This window comes from Lysinibacillus sp. EB271-A1-10B, assembly GCF_058791335.1.
Map to the genome: position 1 here is coordinate 1 of NZ_JBYTDL010000009.1, position 17,914 is coordinate 17,914.

The window sequence follows — 17,914 nt, forward strand, 5'->3', positions numbered from 1 at the left end:
TAATAGGCAATAACTATAGTTGTTCTCTTGCATGAAACGTTCCAGTGTTCTTGAATAGACTCCTGTAGATTCAAATACGATATGAGGTTGCTCATCATATCCTTCAATTAAGTCATCAATTAACTTTTTAAGGTCCATAAATCCCGGACGATTGTGCGCAATTTCCTTTTCCAACTGACATTTTTTCAGCGCGTTATAGACAACCATATAACTCTTTCCCATACTAATATCAAAGGCGATGACATGTTTCATGTTCTCCCTCCCTATGTGTTTTGAAGTCTTCACATTAGCCTTATTGATTCCCATTTCTTATACACGATCTCAAAGGATCCAACATACTTAAACCTGATTCAAATAAGGTTGTGAAGTAGGTCAGTTTTTTTTACGGATTCAAGATCCAAAGAGCTGCCCGACCTATTCTTCACCTCTACTATATAAAAAAATAGTAGTACGAACCAATGCCTTGGTCTGCACTACTAATCTTAGTATGTTTTTATTGATCTAACAGCGCAGTTTAGTTGAACAAGAATATTGTTTTACCTAAAGTGAATACTACCTTTTAAAAAGGTAGGTGATTAGATGAAAAAGATATCAGTAATATTTTTATTGTTATTAATTAGTTTAACATCTGTTTTAACTTGGAAAAGACCACAGATAGCAGAGAATGTCAGTGCTGAAGAAATACATTCCGATTTTTATGATGTATTATTGGTATTATTAGACCCATATGCAAGGAACGTGATTAATAAGGAATATCCAAGTCGTAGTTATGCACTTTGGGATGCAGAAATATTAGAAATTAAACGACTAACTGGTGGATATTCTCAGTATGATTTTACAGTGAAAGTAAAATATGATACGTATACAGGTCCTTTTAACCCACCTGAAGGTCCTATTACATTAACCTTTCTTGTAACAACAGAAGGGGTTTCAGTAAAAGAAGTTCAAAAGTAAGTCCTTTTAAAGCTTTCTATCCTATTCAACTAACTGGGTGCGTTTCAATAATAAAATGAAACGCTTTTTTAAATTGTGTTTAGGTTCAATAACAATATGATAAGGAGTTTAACATTTGGGTGAACAGAGAAGAGAGACAGAAGAGATTAAAGGAAATTTTAGAGGTACGAAGACAAAAAGAAATTATCCAAGAAAGAATTGAAAAAGAGAATGAAGTAAAGGCTTTGCTTCAAGAAGTGTTCGGCGAATCGGAAGTATTTGAAATACAAGATTCTAATAAAAGTGATTTAATTGTAGAAGATTTTTCTGCAAATTTCCCATTTACATTTTGGAATCGAATTGACTGGAAAAATGTTAATATTAACCAAATCGAAGTGGTTGACCAAGAAATAACAAGTATTCCGTCACTTTTAATTTCTAAAGGATTAGATACATCAATTCATATATATATCTTTTGGGGATACGATAGTCATCCATGTATAAAAACTAAATTGACTAATGAATTATTAAGTAATATTGAGGAGATTGTCTGGTTAGGAAGTGACTTATATATTTATTGCCTAACTCAGAAATATGTAATTGAATTCTTTCATGATGATACTGTTAATATCGGGTGGGTATAGGTGAACAAAGAATTTTTTTAACTTAACGATTCAAGAGTAAAAGCTACCCAAGTCAAAGGCAACTTTTCTTATTGATGAGCAGGATTGTTGAAAAAGATAGCGAACTTATTAAGCTAGTTAACTAAAACGTCTGAAGAGGATTGAAAAATGGAAAAAATAAATGAAATCATGGATTTACTCATTAATAAAGGCTTAGTCATAAATGATAATTTAGAAGTGAAGAGGTTAAAAAGTGGTACAACTGAGGGCATTTTATACACGATCCTGTGCAAAAATATGCCAATCTACGTGATAAAGATCGACGATCCTATGATAATATCTGCCACTGAGGAATTCCTGCTTGCATATAAAAAAGTGAAATTGTTGCCGGATGTTCTTTACACGGATCATAAAAAAGAATTTATTGTGTACTCTTTTATACCCGGAGAAACTCACTATAATCGAGGATCGAAAGTAGAATGGATGAACATTTTAACGAAAGAGTTATTTAATCATTATGAAAAGGTGGACAAAGACATTCCTTGGGGAAGAGTAAACGGGATTCATAGAATCTCCTGGTCAGACTTTAATCATAGTAGTTTTGAGTCTTCCAAAATGAATATAGGTAAGCTATTACCGAGCGAGGATCATAAAAGAGTAGAGTTATTGGTAAATATATTAAATACTTATCACGAGCAAGAGGAGAAGTATTACCTTCACGGTGATACGGGTGTTCATAATTTTGTATATTCTTATAATCAGTTAAAAGGCGTTATTGACCCATCACCTTTAATCGGACCAAAACTTTACGATTTCACCTATGCGTTTTGTTCTTCGCCAGATAGTTTAGACTTACATACACTTTTTTCATCGTTTTCGTTGTGGGACGGAAATGCAACTTTTACGAAAGAACGACTTTTGAATGAAGTTGTTTTTCAATTATATACACGTATTGGCGTGTGTATAAAAGTTCATCCGCACGATCTTAATGGTTATATGGAAGCATGGGAGGAATGGAGGAATTATCTTCCTTAGTACTTACCGTGACAAAAGCTTATGAAAAATGAAAGAAAAGCCAATGTTTTGAAGTAACATTATTCAAAACGAAAAATTATTTTACTGCAATACATTGTACCGAAGTTTGAGGTAGGGCGTAAATATAACGAAAAAGAAATCAATGAAATTTTAAAATCAACAAGCGTAAATAATTTTAGGTATCTTAATATTTCCATAAATCACATTAGTTGTCACTGGTTTTTATATTAACTATACTTACGTTGTAGTCATATAGAAAGGGTGATTGGATGAGTAAGAACTTTATTATATTTGGAGCAAGCCAAGGATTAGGTGACGCATTTGTAAAGGGGTTACCATCAAAAGGGGATACAGTATGGGTGGTGTCTCGAACACGACCAAGTAGTTTAGATATAAATGATGGCGTAAATCGTAAATGGCTGGCTATTGATTTATCTAGTCAACAACATATTCCTGCTTTAAAAGAAACTTTACAAGGCGTTGCTATTGATGTATTAATTTATAATGTTGGCGTTTGGGAAAAGCGTGGTTTTGAAGATGACTATACGTTTGATAGCGATGAGATTGGGGATATAGCAAATTTAATTAATATTAATTTAACTTCCACAATTACATATATTCAGGCGCTATTACCTAATTTAAGACAGGCCGAAAATGGAAAAATAATTTTAATAGGATCGACAGCAGGTTTAGATCATACGAATAATGCGCAAGTTTCGTTTGTTACATCTAAATTTGGCTTGCGAGGTATTACAAATGCTTTACGCGAGCATTTGAGAAAAGATAAGATCACTGTAACGTGTATTAATCCAGGAGAAATGGCAGCTGAAGTACCTTTTGAAGAAGGAGCTGAAAAAGCAATTAAGTTGTATGAAGGTACACGTATTCCTGTACAAGATATTGTAGCCATTGTCCAATGTGTGATTAATTTATCACCAGTTTCATGTGTAAAGGAAATAAATATTCCTGCTATTACAGATATGAATGTATAAAAAAACGGCTCACATGTTGAACGATTCTGGTCAACATGTGAGCCTTTATCATTGTGAATGATGGAGCCCGTAAAGTTGTTTAGTTCGAGCAAAACTCCTAGCCTACTGCCATAACAGCTTTCGAACTCCTTTGCTTTTATATGCTGGAATGAACAAATATAACATTCTCTATCGTGTAGTTACTATTCTAATCAATTTAACCCTCATTTTTTTCGGGAATTAAAACTTCTAACTCAAGAACATTACTATTAGTAAAAATGCCGCTTGAGAGCTCCAATACATAGATAGGGGTATTTTTCTTGTCGATAATGGATACTATTTGTTCCTCAAATTCTTCATCAGATTCACCAAAAATAAATATTGAACTATATTTACCTTCATTCATGATAAAGTCAGCTTTCCGTTCTGTTTCTATACATATATGATATTCATCTTCTTCAAAAACATAAATAATATCATTATAAAAAAATTGCTTTGATAATTGAAACTTAAACATATCTTTGGCGGATAAAGTTTCATTTGTTTTTAAAGTGATTATTTTTTCTAAATGTTTATTTTTTAAGTATTTTATTGAATTTTCTTTTTGGTTTGTAATATTTTCATAATGGTGATCAATTACCTTTTTTATTTTTTGTAGTTTGTTTATTTCGTCGGAAAGTGCTGTTGATTTTTCGTTTAATAACTTTAAATAATCATTTTTATCATACGAAGTTAAAACCTCTTTAATTTGTGCGATTGAAAGATTTAAGTTTCTTAACATTAATATTTGCGCAAGTTGATAAATTTCCTTCAGAGAATATTTTCGATACCTATTATGATCCGTGTAGGATGGAAATAAGAGCCCCTTTTCTTCGTAATATCGAATTTGATGATGACTGATATCAAATATTTTAGCCAATTGATTTATTGTAATTGTTTCATCCATAATATCCCTCTTCTCTAGATAAATATAAACTCTAGGGCTAGCCTAATGTCAACCAATAAACCTAAGATAAAACCTCAAACAGTTATCAATGAGAATGAAAGAAAGATTAATTCCATGCGATAAAGCTAACGGATTTTTTGGGGCAAATGAATGAAGTGGTGGACAAACAAAAGTTGGTTTGACATTAGGTCAACCCTATAGTTTATAGTGATGGTGTATTAACAGAAGGAGGAACATTTATGACCGAACCGTTACAATCTAAACGGATTGAAGGGCTAGATTTCGCTCGAGCCTTGGCTATGTTTGGGATGCTTATCGTCAACTTTAAAATTATTATGGGAGCTGCAGGGAGAGGACCGGATTGTCTTATATGGTTTACTGGACTTTTCGAAGGAAGGGCGTCTGCTACTTTTGTTACGTTGGCCGGTATCGGAGTTGCGTTGATGACAAGAAAAACTAGAAATGGCGGTGAGCTTACTTCTATTAAAGAGATTAGGAAGAAATTCTGGAAACGTTCGGCTTTTCTCTTTATTCTTGGTTTGCTTTTATATGTTGCTGATTGGACTGGAGATATTCTCCACTATTATGGTGTTTATATGCTGATTGCATCCTTCCTTATCGTAGCTTCTACAAAGGTAATGATCATCCTATCTACTCTTTTTTTAATCACCTCGCAAGCCTTACAAGTGACAATGAATTATTTGAAAGGATGGCATCCAGAACAATCGTTTATGGAATATCTTGATTTTTGGACGATCGAAGGTTTTCTAAGAAATCTTTTGTTTAATGGATATCATCCAGTATTCCCTTGGATCTGTTTCTTTTTGCTTGGAATGATCCTTGGCAGACTTGATTTATCGAAGAAAGCTGTAAGAAACAAGATGTTGTTTATTTCTATAATTCTACTAATAGCAATAGAGGTACTTTCAAAAATATTAATACGACTATCGCTATTGGTGTTAGATGAAAATAGTGCTGAATTTTTGTTTCAAACAGGACCAATTCCACCAAACATTTTATATATCTTATCAAATTCAGCTTCTGCGATTATTGTCATCGTTGCTTCTATTTATATCGTAGAAAAGTTTACTGGACAATGGGTGATAAAAGCACTTATTCAAACAGGACAATTAACACTAACGCATTATGTAAGCCATGTATTCATCGGTGTGGGCATATTGGCTTTATTCAATAGTTTAGAAAAACAAACTTTAGCATTTTCATTAGTATTTACACTATTGTTTTTTGTAGCGAGTATTTTCTTTTCTGTTTTATGGAGAAATAGATTTAAAAGAGGGCCGATTGAATGGGTGATGAGAAAAATGACAGATTAGTAGGGGAAGTAGATTAAAAGGGAAGATTAGAAAGCGTTCCTCTAACAAGCGGGGACGCTTTCTACAAAAGAAGCAGGTTTTAGATATTCAATCCAATAAACAATCATATGATTCATCGGCAAAATTCTGAAGGTAATTGATGAATAAACCTGCATGATAACCATCACACACATCGTGGTACATTTGTATAGAAACAGTCAACACGCTAAATGAGCGATGAAGAGTTTGGGTTGCAACTCTTCACCACTCTAAAGGGGAGGGAGGTAAGCATGCTCAATCTTTGATTTGCGTTGCTTTAATTAATTCTAAATATTGAGAATCCCCTAAACCATATTGAGGGAAGAGTTTTAGTAAGTTTCGTACAATTTCATCGTGAGGTAGATGTTGATGTGTTTGGATATATTTTGTGATGTCGTTATCGTTTTTCAATAGTTCTAAATACAATTTGATTCCTTGATACATAACAGGCATCAACTCTACATCTGGCATACGGTGCTCCATTAACACTGCTTCATATAGATCGTAATAGCTACCTAATGTTATGTCGGTTTCTTGCACATCATATGTTTGCTCTCTTACCGCATGATAGTAAATCGTTCCTTTGAATGCGGTTTGTTCTAAATACGCTAACACGGTTATTAAGTTCATCTGACAAAACATGTCTTCACCAAACCAAAGAACGATACATTGATATTTTTTTGAAAACAAGGTCTTTTCAAGTGGGGCAACTGTAATGGCTTCGTAATGCTCAAGTGAGACTTGATGTCCAGCTGCTCGAACCTGTTTGAAGGAGTCGCTAAAAATGGTTGTAACGGTGTCGTGTACACACATCGCCTCATTAAATGGTGCGTAATCGCTTTTTCCCATTAATTGTTGAGAACTGAATTCTTCGTACATATATTGACCATTTAAAATGTTTAATACTTCATGATCAAAATGTTCATCCACATGTTTTTGTAAATCTTCAATTCTTAATTTTTTTGAAATATCCATATAATAACTCCTCGCTTCATTCATAGTGAGTTTTACATAAGATTGCAATGGTTCAGGGCATAAACGAAAGGCATTAGGGGTAACGCCGAATATTTCCTTGAAAGCTCGGGAAAATGCTTCTTGCGATGAATAGCCATGTTTAATCGCTATTTCAATGATCCTTTCATCTGTTTCACTAAGACTGATTGAAGAAAGATAGGTTTTTCTAAGGGTCATATAGCGTTTAATGCTAATGCCAGTGATTTGATGAAATTTAAAGGAACAGTAATAAGAAGAATAGCCCATTGCTTCACTTAGTTTCATCAGGGAAAACCCCTCAAACAGATGTGCTTCAATCCAATCAATCATCTCCTGAATCATGTTGTTCATCATGCATCACTCCTATAGTTAAGTATAGTGAAGAATTGAAATGGGTTTTGATATTCGTTGTGTTTTTTGAGTGAGACGAACTGGCTTCAGCGATAAGTGTTTATCACCGTAATGTGGGTTGATTTCGGTTCTGATTGGGCGCATTGTTGCTGCCGCAACGTTTTCACACAGTTAAAACAATTGCCGTTTCGCTAGCGCTCCAATCAACTTATATAAATGATATACGTTTTAAAGTATCTCCAACGTGTTGTGATGAGTTCTATAAATAAAGAACGAAATTAACAATATAAATATTAATAGATTCGTCATCTTGTCGGCAACAGAATAAAAATTATTGTGTATGCATTAACAAAGGTTTTTTTCCACTCTGAGTGACGTTTTTTATCATACACAACGCGTGTTTTGATGTGTGATATGTTTTGTAAATTTTCCTTTGAATTATTTCTTGTCTAAAAGTGATTGAATATAGATTTCGGTCATTTTAATTTGTTCTTTCCGTAATGAAAGGAGCCAATCTGGCAGCCGTCATCCTTTTTAAATTAAAATTATTGACCGTTCCGTTAGGTTTATAGGTGAACCAATTGCTTATTAGAGTATACACGTATGAAAAGAAAGTAAATTGAATTTGAAACATACAATGTATCTAATTAGCTTTGAAATTCAATTTTAAGAAGGAGAGAATAGATGAAAAAAAGAAAATTGTTTATTTTTGCGATATTACTAGGATTGTTAACGCTCTTTATAAGTTTTAGTCAATTTTTAAGTCCTTCTCAAGAAGAAATGGGGAAAACAGAAAAGGATTTTTCATCGGAACAAGCGCTTGAGTATTTAAAAGAAGTAGCAAAGGAACCACATCCAATAGGATCTCCTGCGAATAAAAGGGTAAGGGATTATATTGTCAAACACTTTCAAAATCTCGATATTCCTGTTGAAATTCAAACGAAGCCAGTGAAGGATATTAGAGATGAAAAGAAAGCTGCAGAAATAGGTGCTGAACATGTTGAAAATATTATTGCAAAGATCCAAGGGACATCCGGTGATGATAATGCAGTTTTATTAACAGCTCATTATGATTCTGAAACTGAAACTCCTGGAGCGTCAGATGATGGTTATGGTGTAGTTACAATTATGGAAACAGCCAGAGCATTAAAACAAATGCCGGCACCTAAAAATACAATTTATTTTGTTCTAACAGACGGTGAGGAGCAAGGTTTACTTGGGGCGAGTGCTTTTAAAGATCGTGGGGATGTATTAGATAAAGTAAGCGTTATGTTAAACTTCGAAGCAAGAGGCAATACGGGAGTACCGATTATGTTTGAAACGAGTTCAAATAATTTGAATTTAGTGCAATTGTATAAAGAAATCGTACCATACCCCGTTGCTTACTCATTTGCTTCTGAAATGTATAAAAAGATGCCGAACGATACAGATTTTACGGAATTAAAAGTGACAAAAAAATCAGGCTATAATTTTGCAAATATGGATGGAGTACAGGCATATCATGCAGAGATAGATCGTGTGGAAAATATTGATGCGGCAACACTTCGTCACTTTGGTAGCTATGCTTTTCCTTTAGTGAAAAAGTATATGATGATGGATGCAAAAGAGTTTCAAGCTTTAGAGGAAAGTGATAGTAATGCAATTTACTTCCCATTAATGAAAAAAACATTAGTCGTGTATTCCGAAAAATTAGTCATGCCATTGATGATTGTTTTACTTGTCTTAACAGCAGCAACATTCTTTTTGAGCTTTAAAAAGCGAGTGACACAGATTAAGGGATTTGTTTTTAGTTTATTAGCGATGATGGGTAGTCTAGTTACTATTTTCATCTTCTATTTCCTTCTAATTCGTCTTTCAACAAGTGTATTTTACGGAGAAATACTTGAAGATAACCTGATTATGTTTGGTACTTATGATTCGACGATTCTTACGTTGATGGTCCTACTCGCTATTGTGTTTTGTTTCTTTTTTGCGAAGTGGATTTCAAAAAAATATGGTTCTACGAATTTTGCAATGAGTACGCAAGTTTTATGGATTGTATTAGCTGTGATCACAAGTTTTACGTACAAAGGTATTAGTTACGCATTTATGATTCCAGGGATCATTAGTTTGCTGTTGATTTTACCGATCATATTAAAAGTGAAGTGGGCGAAGGCTTTGTATCATTATGTAGCAGTTGCAGGCTGGACAGTTCCATGTATTCTATTACTTGCGCCAATTATGTATCTGATATATGTTGCACTAACAATTAGTATCGCACCTATAATAGCTATTTTAACGGCAATCATTACATTCCCAATAGTAGCAATTGTGAATTGGTTAATGGCAATTGATGATGATGAATAGAAAGGTTTTTTAATAAAAAAGAGGAGAAAAGCGAATTCGTTTTTCTCCTTTTCTTAGTGTGAGCAAAATGATTAATTCAGGAAAAATGAATGATAAAGTAAAGTAGATACTGAGCTATACAACATACAAATTACATTTTTAAATCTACATATTGAATTATAATTTTTGATAGTGACTAAAGAGGCTTTCTACTTTATCCTGAATGATTTGTTTTAATGATTCAGGCTTCACTGATTTAACACTATGACCGTACCTCATAAAATAGTTAGCGATAAATTCCTCTTCGCCGGGATTATAAAAGCCCTTCACAACTGTTTTATCACCAATTTCTATTTTCATAGAAGGATAATGTTCTTTATAAAAAATATCCTTTGCTTGTGCTAAAATTTCTACCTCAAAGTCAATGCTCTTCTCAGATTGATAAATTTCTAGTGACCGACAAATAAGCTCATCAAAAGAAAATTGAGAATTAAGTTCTTCTTCTATGAAGGTTATTTTATCGCATCTGAAAACTCTATATTTATGCGTATCGAACTCTATTCCAGTAGCATACCATTGACCAAACTTAGCGGAAATTTTGAAAAATTGAACGTTGTAACTTTTTTGCTCGTTATTTTTTAAATATTGTATTTTACAGCTACTTTCATTAAGAATGCTTTTTAAAATTTTATCTAAAAAATGGCTAACATTAGTATGCTGATTTACTTCAAATTGCAGAACTTTTTTCATTTTGTGAATTTGTTGTATTTGATTGTTTGATAGACAGTTTTCAAACTTTTCATTCAGTTTATGAACACTTAAATGGAATGGGGTAGATTGATAAGATTCTAACGTCAGCATGGCGAAGTACAGAGCATATATTTCATCAATTGTAAAAATAATAGGGGATAACAATCTATTTTTTAAGATCCCATAACGTCCATGCCTGCCATGCTCTGCAAAAATGGGCATACCCAATTGTTCTAATGAACTAATATCACGCAGAGCTGTACTTTTGGAAATATTGTATTTAGCCATTAGATCACTTAAATTAAAGTACTCCCGACTGTTCAAGTATCTAATCATGTCATTTAATCTTTCTGATTTCTTCATGGGAACCCCCTTAAAGGTGTCATGTTTTGATACCTTTACATCTTAAAATAAGGTCAAGGTAATATCAATTGAAAAGATATTTACCTAAAATTATTTTATATAGGAGATTGATACTATGAGTACAACACTAGAAGTAGCTATTTTTTTATCGATGAACGGAAGAGCTAAAGAAGCGGTCGATTTTTACAAAAAGCATTTTAACGCAGAGGAATTGTTACTTGTTACTTTTGAAGACATGGCTAAACGTGACAGCTCGCTGCAGCTTACTGAAGAGAATAAAGATTATATTACTCATTCCGTTTTAACAATCGGAAAAACAAAGGTCATGTTGGCAGAAGATACAATGGATGGATCAGAAAAATATGTAGTGGGAAACAACACTTCATTGTGTATTCAAAGTGCGGACTTAGAAGAAATCGAACATTTTTACAAGAGTTTGACGACAGATGGGAGAGTGAGAATCATTGTTCCGCTATCGAGTAATGTTTTTAGTAAAGCATACGGTATACTTGAAGACCCGTTTGGTATCCAAATACAATTAATGTATGATTATCGATTACAGTAACAAATAGTATTTGGTTCGTCGTTGCTCGCTTAGTAAAAGACGTGCAAAAAGCTGGGGAAGTTTACCCAGCTTTTTATCTTGCTTAAATCGATCCTTTTCTAATATTTCATTGGAATTGAAGAGGCCGCGCTATAAAAAAAGCCACCGATAATGGCAATTATTAAATATCATATTGAATTTTAAACTTGAAAATCTCATCAACAGCTTTGTGATACCCACCTGATTGTTGGAAGCATTCTTTAATGTTTGCAACAGCTTTATGGATGGAAGGGGTGTTTAACACATGATTGGCAGCTTCATTTAGTTGATTAGCTGTCAAACTTTCCATTTGTATTTGAATACCTGCTCCGATGTTAGTCACTTGCTTAGCGATGATCGGCTGATCCGCACTTAGTGGGATCACGATTAGCGGAACCCCGTTATAGAGAGCTTCGTTGGTGCTATTCATGCCGCCATGTGTAATAAATAATTTAGTGTATTGTAGCAATTCGGTTTGTGGAACATAATTTTTCACTATGAAGTTTTCAGGGATTTCTCCTAATGCATCAAGTGGGGTTTGTTCCCCAATCGACATGACAACGGTATGCTCAGTATTCCCGAATGCCTTCAAACATAGCTTATAGAAATCAATGGCTTGATTTAAAACAGTACCGAGTGAAATGTAGATAAGGCTTTTTCCTTCGAATGCAGTAAGGTCGAAGTCTTCTTGCGATAATCGTGAAGAAATAGATGGGCCTACAAATTTATATGTTTGGTCAAAAGCTTCTCCAGTAGGTTGAAATTCTCTAGTTGTATAAACGATTGTAAGCGGTGCAGGATTACAAAAAACTTCATAAGGTGAACTGATTTCAACACCATATGTTTCTTTGATTTTTGTTGTCAGGTTTAGAAAATCAGCATTTATTCTTGTTAAAACTTCAGTCGGGACATTTTGTGAAAGATGTTCTATTGTTTGATCGAATGATAGTTTGGTCTCTGCAAAAGATGTACATGAATTGATTGCTGGCAGCTTCAAGATTTTAGCAAGTAAATGCCCGCAGCCAAACATAGAATCATGGATGATGTAATCAAAATGTTCTCCTTTAATCTGTTCAAGTACGCTAGGGATGACGATATCTGCAGTAAGTAAAAGTCCATTGACCCTTTCGAGCAAATGATTTCTTCCGCCTGAGATAAAGGCTTTAATAAATTTTTGCCCATCAAATGTGCGCACAGTCGCTCCTGTCTTCTCAATACGCTCTCGAAAAGCTTCTATCGTAAAGAACACGACCTCTTCTCCTCGCGAAATGAGCTCCTGCACAACGCCAATCGTTGGATTGATATGTCCTTCTGATCCAGCGTTAATAAATAAAACACGTGCCAATTTTACCACTCCTTAGGTAAAGGTATATTCAAGATGGTGTAAGAGTAAGAGATGCTGTCCCTTATCATTGCTTAACCATGGTAAAACACAGTGAGTTCTTTTAGCAAGTTTGATTGTGTATCTTTTTAGATGATTAGCCTATGCATTAAAGGCAGTATTTTATTTGTACCGAAAACGAAGCGTCAGGTACAAGATTCCTACCTTACAATTTGGCGAAAGCAAAGAAGATAGGTGGAAGATGAACTGCCAGTAAAAGCCCAATTGGTGAAGACTAATAATTAGTGGGGGAAGAAGTAAATCCCGCACTGTTTAAAGTTTCACTTTATTATGGTAAGCGAACAAATTATGGAGGGCGTTATCTACTTCTCTGTTACTAGAATACGTAAAGTTACTCATCCCAACTGCAAAAATTGATTCAGATAGTTGTCTATCACAAGGGAATCTTGTTCGTTTTGTCCGATTCCAAAGCAATGTCCCCATTTGGATTCGATTCGCTGATAAATAGCATTAGGCATATGTTTCACTTCATATTCATTATCCTCAGGAGGGAAGAACAGATCAGTCGATCCTGGCATAACAAGAGCATGAGCAGTGATCTTGTTTAATGCCTGTTCAAAATTTCTGTTGTCTTCGGTGTTAGCGCTAATATCTCCGGTGATTCCTGTACGGAGCATAGCGATCAAATCGTTGGCATCAAAAGAAAGGAATACTTGATCCCAATAGTCTTCCAAATATGCTTTTAATGTCGAGTATCCCTCTTCCTGATAGAGTTGCTCTAAATAATAAGCCTGAGAAAACCCCCATGGAGCATAGGCGCGTCCCATCGCGGCAAGTCCTGCTACAGGCTGACTATCATAGAAGCCTTCCTTCCAATTGGAGTCCACTTGCAATGCTGCGATAAGTCCCTCAAAAACAACTTGAGCATGTGGTCTCGTTTTTGCTGTTCCGCCAAACGGTGCAATACGGTCGACCATCTCAGGATAACTAGTTCCCCATTGAAAGGTTTGCAGTGCCCCCAGTGACCAGCCAACGACTAGAGCAATTTTTGAAATACCAAATTTCTTGGTTACGAGCTGATGTTGTAGTCGGACATTGTCATAAATCGTTATGAGCGGAAAATTCGCTCTGTCAAAAGGGGCTGGTGTATTGCTTGGGGAGGAAGATAGACCATTTCCAAGCATATTAGGCACAATAATAAAATATTTGTCAGGGTCGAGTGCTTTACCGGGACCAATAAGCCACTCATTATCGGTGTGTTGGCCAGCAAACCAAGTAGGATAGACAATTACATTGGACTTTGCAGAATTTAAAGTTCCATAGGTTTTATAGGCAAGAAAGGCTTGAGGTAGCTTTTGACCCGATTGCAGTATGACATCTCCCAGTGAATAAATTTCGTAATCTTTCATGAGTCGAATCTCCTTTGTTATACAAGATTTGGTGTTGAAGCTTGATTTTTACTCTACGACACTGCTACCATCAAATCAACGAAACGTTTTTGATTGTAACATTCAATTTTTTTGAACTTAAGAGGTGTTATCAATGGAAATCCGCCAGCTTAAAACATTTTGGACGCTTGCTTCCACATGCAGTTTTAGCCGCACTGCCGAAGTTTTGAACTATGTTCCGTCTACTGTAACCATGCAAATCAAGGCTTTAGAGGAAGAATTGGGTGTAAAACTATTGGATCGCTTGGGCAAGAGTGTTGTATTAACAGATGCGGGGCACCAGTTGTTGCCCTATGCTAACAAAATTTTAAATGATGTTGAGGAAGCTCGGTATGTCTCAAGTCAGAGCGGAGAAATAACTGGTACGGTGATAATCGGTGCAGACGAAGTGCTCTGTACATATCGCTTACCCGCTTTGCTCCGGCTTTTTCGTGAACAATATCCGCACGTTCGTCTTTTATTTAGACCCTTGTCTAGTGATAATTTGAAACAGAGTCTGAGAGAAGGTAATGTTGATGTGGTCTTTATGCTGCATGAACCTGTCAAATCTACAGATCTTCATACAGAGCTTTTAATGGACGAACTATTTCTTATGGTAGTTTCACCCGACCATCCATTAGCTACACGGTCTACATTAAGCATTGAAGACTTTAATAGAGAGCAAATTTTATTAAGTGAAAAAGGTTGCTCTTATCGGACTTTCTTCTATCGAACGTTACTGAGAAAGGGTGCCGACAGCTTAACTGAACTAGAGTTTAATAGTGCAGAGGCCATTAAACAATGCGCTATGGTTGGGCTTGGCATTGCCTTACTACCGGAAATTGCTATAAAGGGAGAGGTGGAGCGGGGAGAACTGATTGCTTTACCTTGGGATTTATCGGAAATACGATTTGCTACTCAAATGCTGTGGCATCAAGAAAAATGGATGTCACCATCGATAAGAGCCTTTATCGAATTGGCAAGAAGCGTATTAAAAATGAGTCTAGATAATAGCAAATGAAATATCCCTAATGTACGGGTGTAAACGATTTATTTCTCTGCCACCATAGATAAATCGGATAGAAGTAGGAAAGGTCGAATTCAGAGGTTCATTTAAAACACTGAATCGGCCTTTTTTCGGAAGTGGGCATGTGAAGGCACTATGAAAGGGAGGGGAGAAAACCAAAAAGATTAGAAAGGTGTAGGGGGAATATGGTATTTTTGTATATAATTAAAATTATAGAGGGGGGATAAGTATGCCTTTATTTTCACAGACGATAACTGACTATTGGAAGTCGCAATTTTTATACGGAGACATTATCTATAATGATGAAAACTTTACGATTACTATCAACCCTGATCTAAGCGAAGACAGTCGGCTCATGACGCTGGAAACGACTGACGGCCAGTTTTGGGCAGTCTTGACGCCTGAAATGGCTGATAAATTAGCCCTTTCTAAAGAACAAAAACTGACTGGTCATGTCTTCCATAGGAAATTAGTGGAAGCGGGAGTCATGCTACATGGTGCAGATTATATTTTTTATTTTTCAGTGGCCGAAAAGAACGTTTTGCAGCAAGAAAGTTTGGAAGGCACATTGCGCCAATTAACAGAGCAAGATGATGCAGTATTCTCTGAGTTCGAGTCCTCCGCGTCGGAACAAGACTTGGATGATGCTTATGTGGAGTTGAATCATTGGGCCGTGTACGGTTCTTTTGAGCATGACCGATTAGTTTGTGCTGCCAGCATGTATCCTTGGAAAGAAGGAGCGCAAATTGCAGACCTCGGCGTACTGACTTTGAGATCTTTTAGAGGAAAAGGTCATGCTCGCAAAGTAGTGCGTTCAATTAGTAAGTACGCCTTTGAGCAGGGTTACGAAACACAGTACAGATGCCAGCTAGATAACGAGGCTTCAACGTTTCTAGCTAAAGCCGCTGGTTTGACGCTGTTTGGAAAGTGGGATGTCATTTCTCCTGATTGTACTGTCGGAAAGTCGCAGTAGGATAGAATCTACAGGAATTTCCTTGGAGTAGACCAGTTGATAGTTAAACCTATTTTTTCTGTGATGGGAAAAATAGGTTTATTGATTATAGAAGTTGTAGTATCGTATGTTTTAGGTCATAACGTATATAGAATGTTAAAGGATGGGAAAATGTACACAATTGGGCAAGTAGCTAATTTTTTAGGTGTATCTAGAGATACCTTGAAATTTTATGAGGAAAAAGATTTAGTAAAGCCAAAGCAAAATATTGAGAATGGGTATAGAAAATATAGTCATTTTGATATTTATGACATTACAACAGTAAATTTCTATCGAGAAATTGATATTGAAATTAAAAAAATCCAGGAATTAAGAAAGAGTAAGAGTATCGATGGAATTCAGTCATTATTAGAAGAAAAAGAACAAGAGGTTTTACTGGAAATAGAATATAAAAAACTGCTATTGAAAAAGATTCAAATAGTAAAAGAAGATTGTAAGAAAATCAAACAATTTTTAGGAGAATACATAGTTAAGGAAATGAAACCTTTAGCACTAAAGGGAGAGATTGAACATTTTACTGCGTATGAAGAATATGACGCTTTAAAAAAGAATGCAGACAGCTTAAAAAAAGCAGTTACACTTACATCTTTAAGAAGAGTCATCCAATTCAACGAAGAAGGTATTTTAGAAGATAAGTTTATAATTGTAAGAAAAGTGGAAGGCCTAGATGAAGAAATTGAAGGCAAAATTCTATCTCATCCAACATGTATTTATACAATTATTGAAGATGGAAGATGGTCAACTGGTGGGGAAAATATTGATCAACACGTGGAAGCGAATTTAAGAAAGTTTGCAATAGAAGAAGGGTATGAACTATTGGGGCAAGTTTATATAAATCTATTACTGACCACTTATCAAGATGGACTGGAACGGGTGTTTTTAGAGATTTATGCACCGATCAAGTGATCCTTATTGTATTTCCGCCCATTTGCTAAAGAGGCGAACGTTATTAAACTTAATTTCAAGTAGGAAGAGCCATTTATTTAGGGGTTCTTCCTTTTTTTTGAATTTAATACTTGAAAACTTGGCAGTCATAGTGTACTATTCAACTAGTACACTATGAAGCGAAGCAAGGCTTTTTTATATTAATTCATTTATAGACGATTCGAGATGTTCGAATAAGGGTGCTGGCAATAATAGCTTTACAATACTAGAAATATTTAATGAATTGAAAAGGAGATTATAATGAAAAGATTTACTTTATATGTAGTAATGGCATTCACAATTGTGGTCATGTATGCTTGTTCACACGATACAATGCCTAAAGAAAGCAATAAAGAAAGTAAGGAAAATACCGCTAGCAATGTACCTGTTAAAATTCCAGACGATCTATTTGTTTCTACTAAAAAGAATGAAACTATTAGTGAAGATGAAATGAAAGCAAGTATAAAAAAGTATATGGATTATAGTCATGTAATCGATAAAGAAATGCAAACAATCGTTTATAAATATGAGGTTGCGAATGAATCAGATCGGGAAAAATTAAAAAAATTAATGGATGAAGGAAAAAAGAATGATGCGAATTTCAATGATTTTTTAAGTAATAATACGATCCCTGAAGATTATAAAGAACCTTCAAAGACAATTTACGAATTTGTTTCATCCATCAGGGAAACTTTAACTCAATTTGAAGAGGAAATTGTTGGAGCGGTTGAAAATGGTAGTTTGACAGAGATATCAGATTTTGCTTCAGAGCATTTTTCTAAAGCGAATGGAAGGCAGCAATTAAAAATTGAAAAGTTTTTAGACGAGAAAAATATAAAAACTACATATTTTGATGAATAGAAAGAATATATTTTTTACCCTTCATTGTTTTTGAAGGGTATTTTTTTCGTCGAATTATTTGGTGGTAAAAGTATTGACCTGTGAGCAACCCCTAGG

The 17,914-nt window shown here is 34.9% G+C and carries 19 protein-coding genes; 12 read left to right on the top strand and 7 right to left on the bottom strand.

The genetic code is table 11. From position 1 onward, the window contains the following. A partial coding sequence (locus tag AC3WSK_RS13220; RefSeq protein WP_492535043.1) for an IS110 family transposase occupies positions 1-252 on the bottom strand: 252 nt, incomplete at its 3' end. 327 nt (positions 253-579) lie between these two features. On the opposite strand from AC3WSK_RS13220, the gene AC3WSK_RS13225 reads away from it, so the two are divergent. The 5 genes from AC3WSK_RS13225 (at position 580) to AC3WSK_RS13245 (ending at position 3,583) form a co-directional block, all read left to right on the top strand. Continuing rightward, positions 580-954 (top strand): DUF3888 domain-containing protein, encoded by a 375-nt coding sequence (locus tag AC3WSK_RS13225; RefSeq protein WP_079560876.1) that lies wholly within the window; start codon positions 580-582, stop codon positions 952-954. Between the two features lie 119 nt (positions 955-1,073). Next, a complete protein-coding gene (locus AC3WSK_RS13230) occupies positions 1,074-1,577 on the top strand; it encodes a CDI toxin immunity protein (protein ID WP_492413996.1) in 504 nt (167 codons plus the stop codon). Between the two features lie 147 nt (positions 1,578-1,724). Then, positions 1,725-2,591 carry a phosphotransferase gene (locus AC3WSK_RS13235; protein ID WP_492413994.1) on the top strand — a complete coding sequence of 289 codons (867 nt, stop codon included), beginning with the start codon at positions 1,725-1,727 and terminating at the stop codon, positions 2,589-2,591. 75 nt (positions 2,592-2,666) lie between these two features. Next, positions 2,667-2,822 carry a DUF2087 domain-containing protein gene (locus AC3WSK_RS13240; RefSeq protein ID WP_492414014.1) on the top strand — a complete coding sequence of 52 codons (156 nt, stop codon included), beginning with the start codon at positions 2,667-2,669 and terminating at the stop codon, positions 2,820-2,822. 38 nt (positions 2,823-2,860) lie between these two features. After that, positions 2,861-3,583 carry an SDR family NAD(P)-dependent oxidoreductase gene (locus AC3WSK_RS13245; protein ID WP_079560879.1) on the top strand — a complete coding sequence of 241 codons (723 nt, stop codon included), beginning with the start codon at positions 2,861-2,863 and terminating at the stop codon, positions 3,581-3,583. Between the two features lie 196 nt (positions 3,584-3,779). On the opposite strand, the gene AC3WSK_RS13250 is transcribed toward AC3WSK_RS13245, so the two are convergent. Continuing rightward, positions 3,780-4,508, bottom strand: a complete 729-nt coding sequence (locus AC3WSK_RS13250; protein WP_427484335.1) for a helix-turn-helix domain-containing protein — start codon at positions 4,506-4,508, stop codon at positions 3,780-3,782. 239 nt (positions 4,509-4,747) lie between these two features. On the opposite strand from AC3WSK_RS13250, the gene AC3WSK_RS13255 reads away from it, so the two are divergent. After that, positions 4,748-5,842, top strand: a complete 1,095-nt coding sequence (locus AC3WSK_RS13255) for a DUF418 domain-containing protein (protein ID WP_492413991.1) — start codon at positions 4,748-4,750, stop codon at positions 5,840-5,842. A gap of 87 nt (positions 5,843-5,929) precedes the next feature. On the opposite strand, the gene AC3WSK_RS13260 is transcribed toward AC3WSK_RS13255, so the two are convergent. Continuing rightward, positions 5,930-6,046, bottom strand: coding sequence for a CatA-like O-acetyltransferase (locus AC3WSK_RS13260; protein ID WP_481817176.1), 117 nt, complete (start codon positions 6,044-6,046; stop codon positions 5,930-5,932). Positions 6,047-6,115: 69 nt separating this feature from the next. Further along, entirely contained in the window at positions 6,116-7,204 is a 1,089-nt protein-coding gene (locus tag AC3WSK_RS13265; protein WP_427484332.1) for a helix-turn-helix transcriptional regulator, read from the bottom strand. Between the two features lie 684 nt (positions 7,205-7,888). Between AC3WSK_RS13265 and AC3WSK_RS13270 the strand changes: the two genes are divergently transcribed. Further along, positions 7,889-9,550: a M28 family peptidase gene (locus AC3WSK_RS13270; RefSeq protein WP_492413989.1), complete on the top strand. Its 1,662-nt coding sequence runs from the start codon at positions 7,889-7,891 to the stop codon at positions 9,548-9,550. 156 nt (positions 9,551-9,706) lie between these two features. Here the strand turns inward: AC3WSK_RS13270 and AC3WSK_RS13275 are convergent, their stop codons facing one another. Further along, positions 9,707-10,642, bottom strand: coding sequence for a helix-turn-helix transcriptional regulator (locus tag AC3WSK_RS13275; protein ID WP_079560884.1), 936 nt, complete (start codon positions 10,640-10,642; stop codon positions 9,707-9,709). 115 nt (positions 10,643-10,757) lie between these two features. Here AC3WSK_RS13275 and AC3WSK_RS13280 point away from each other — a divergent pair, with 115 nt between their 5' ends. Continuing rightward, on the top strand, positions 10,758-11,207 hold the full coding sequence (locus tag AC3WSK_RS13280; protein WP_492413987.1) for a VOC family protein: 450 nt from the start codon (positions 10,758-10,760) through the stop codon (positions 11,205-11,207). Positions 11,208-11,367: 160 nt separating this feature from the next. Here AC3WSK_RS13280 and AC3WSK_RS13285 read toward each other — a convergent pair whose 3' ends face one another. Both AC3WSK_RS13285 and AC3WSK_RS13290 read right to left on the bottom strand, forming a co-directional pair. Then, positions 11,368-12,570, bottom strand: a complete 1,203-nt coding sequence (locus tag AC3WSK_RS13285) for a macrolide family glycosyltransferase (protein WP_492413985.1) — start codon at positions 12,568-12,570, stop codon at positions 11,368-11,370. Positions 12,571-12,962: 392 nt separating this feature from the next. Next, on the bottom strand, positions 12,963-13,976 hold the full coding sequence (locus tag AC3WSK_RS13290; RefSeq protein ID WP_492413983.1) for an alpha/beta fold hydrolase: 1,014 nt from the start codon (positions 13,974-13,976) through the stop codon (positions 12,963-12,965). Between the two features lie 133 nt (positions 13,977-14,109). Between AC3WSK_RS13290 and AC3WSK_RS13295 the strand changes: the two genes are divergently transcribed. The 4 genes from AC3WSK_RS13295 to AC3WSK_RS13310 all read left to right on the top strand — a co-directional run bounded on the left by AC3WSK_RS13295 (position 14,110) and on the right by AC3WSK_RS13310 (position 17,818). After that, positions 14,110-15,015, top strand: a complete 906-nt coding sequence (locus AC3WSK_RS13295) for a LysR family transcriptional regulator (protein WP_492413981.1) — start codon at positions 14,110-14,112, stop codon at positions 15,013-15,015. Between the two features lie 235 nt (positions 15,016-15,250). Next, positions 15,251-15,994 (top strand): GNAT family N-acetyltransferase, encoded by a 744-nt coding sequence (locus AC3WSK_RS13300; RefSeq protein WP_427484326.1) that lies wholly within the window; start codon positions 15,251-15,253, stop codon positions 15,992-15,994. Between the two features lie 150 nt (positions 15,995-16,144). Continuing rightward, complete coding sequence (locus AC3WSK_RS13305) at positions 16,145-16,939, top strand: MerR family transcriptional regulator (protein ID WP_492414012.1); 795 nt, start codon at positions 16,145-16,147, stop codon at positions 16,937-16,939. A gap of 279 nt (positions 16,940-17,218) precedes the next feature. Continuing rightward, positions 17,219-17,818 carry an NDxxF motif lipoprotein gene (locus tag AC3WSK_RS13310; RefSeq protein ID WP_427484325.1) on the top strand — a complete coding sequence of 200 codons (600 nt, stop codon included), beginning with the start codon at positions 17,219-17,221 and terminating at the stop codon, positions 17,816-17,818. The last annotated feature ends 96 nt before the right edge of the window (positions 17,819-17,914 follow it).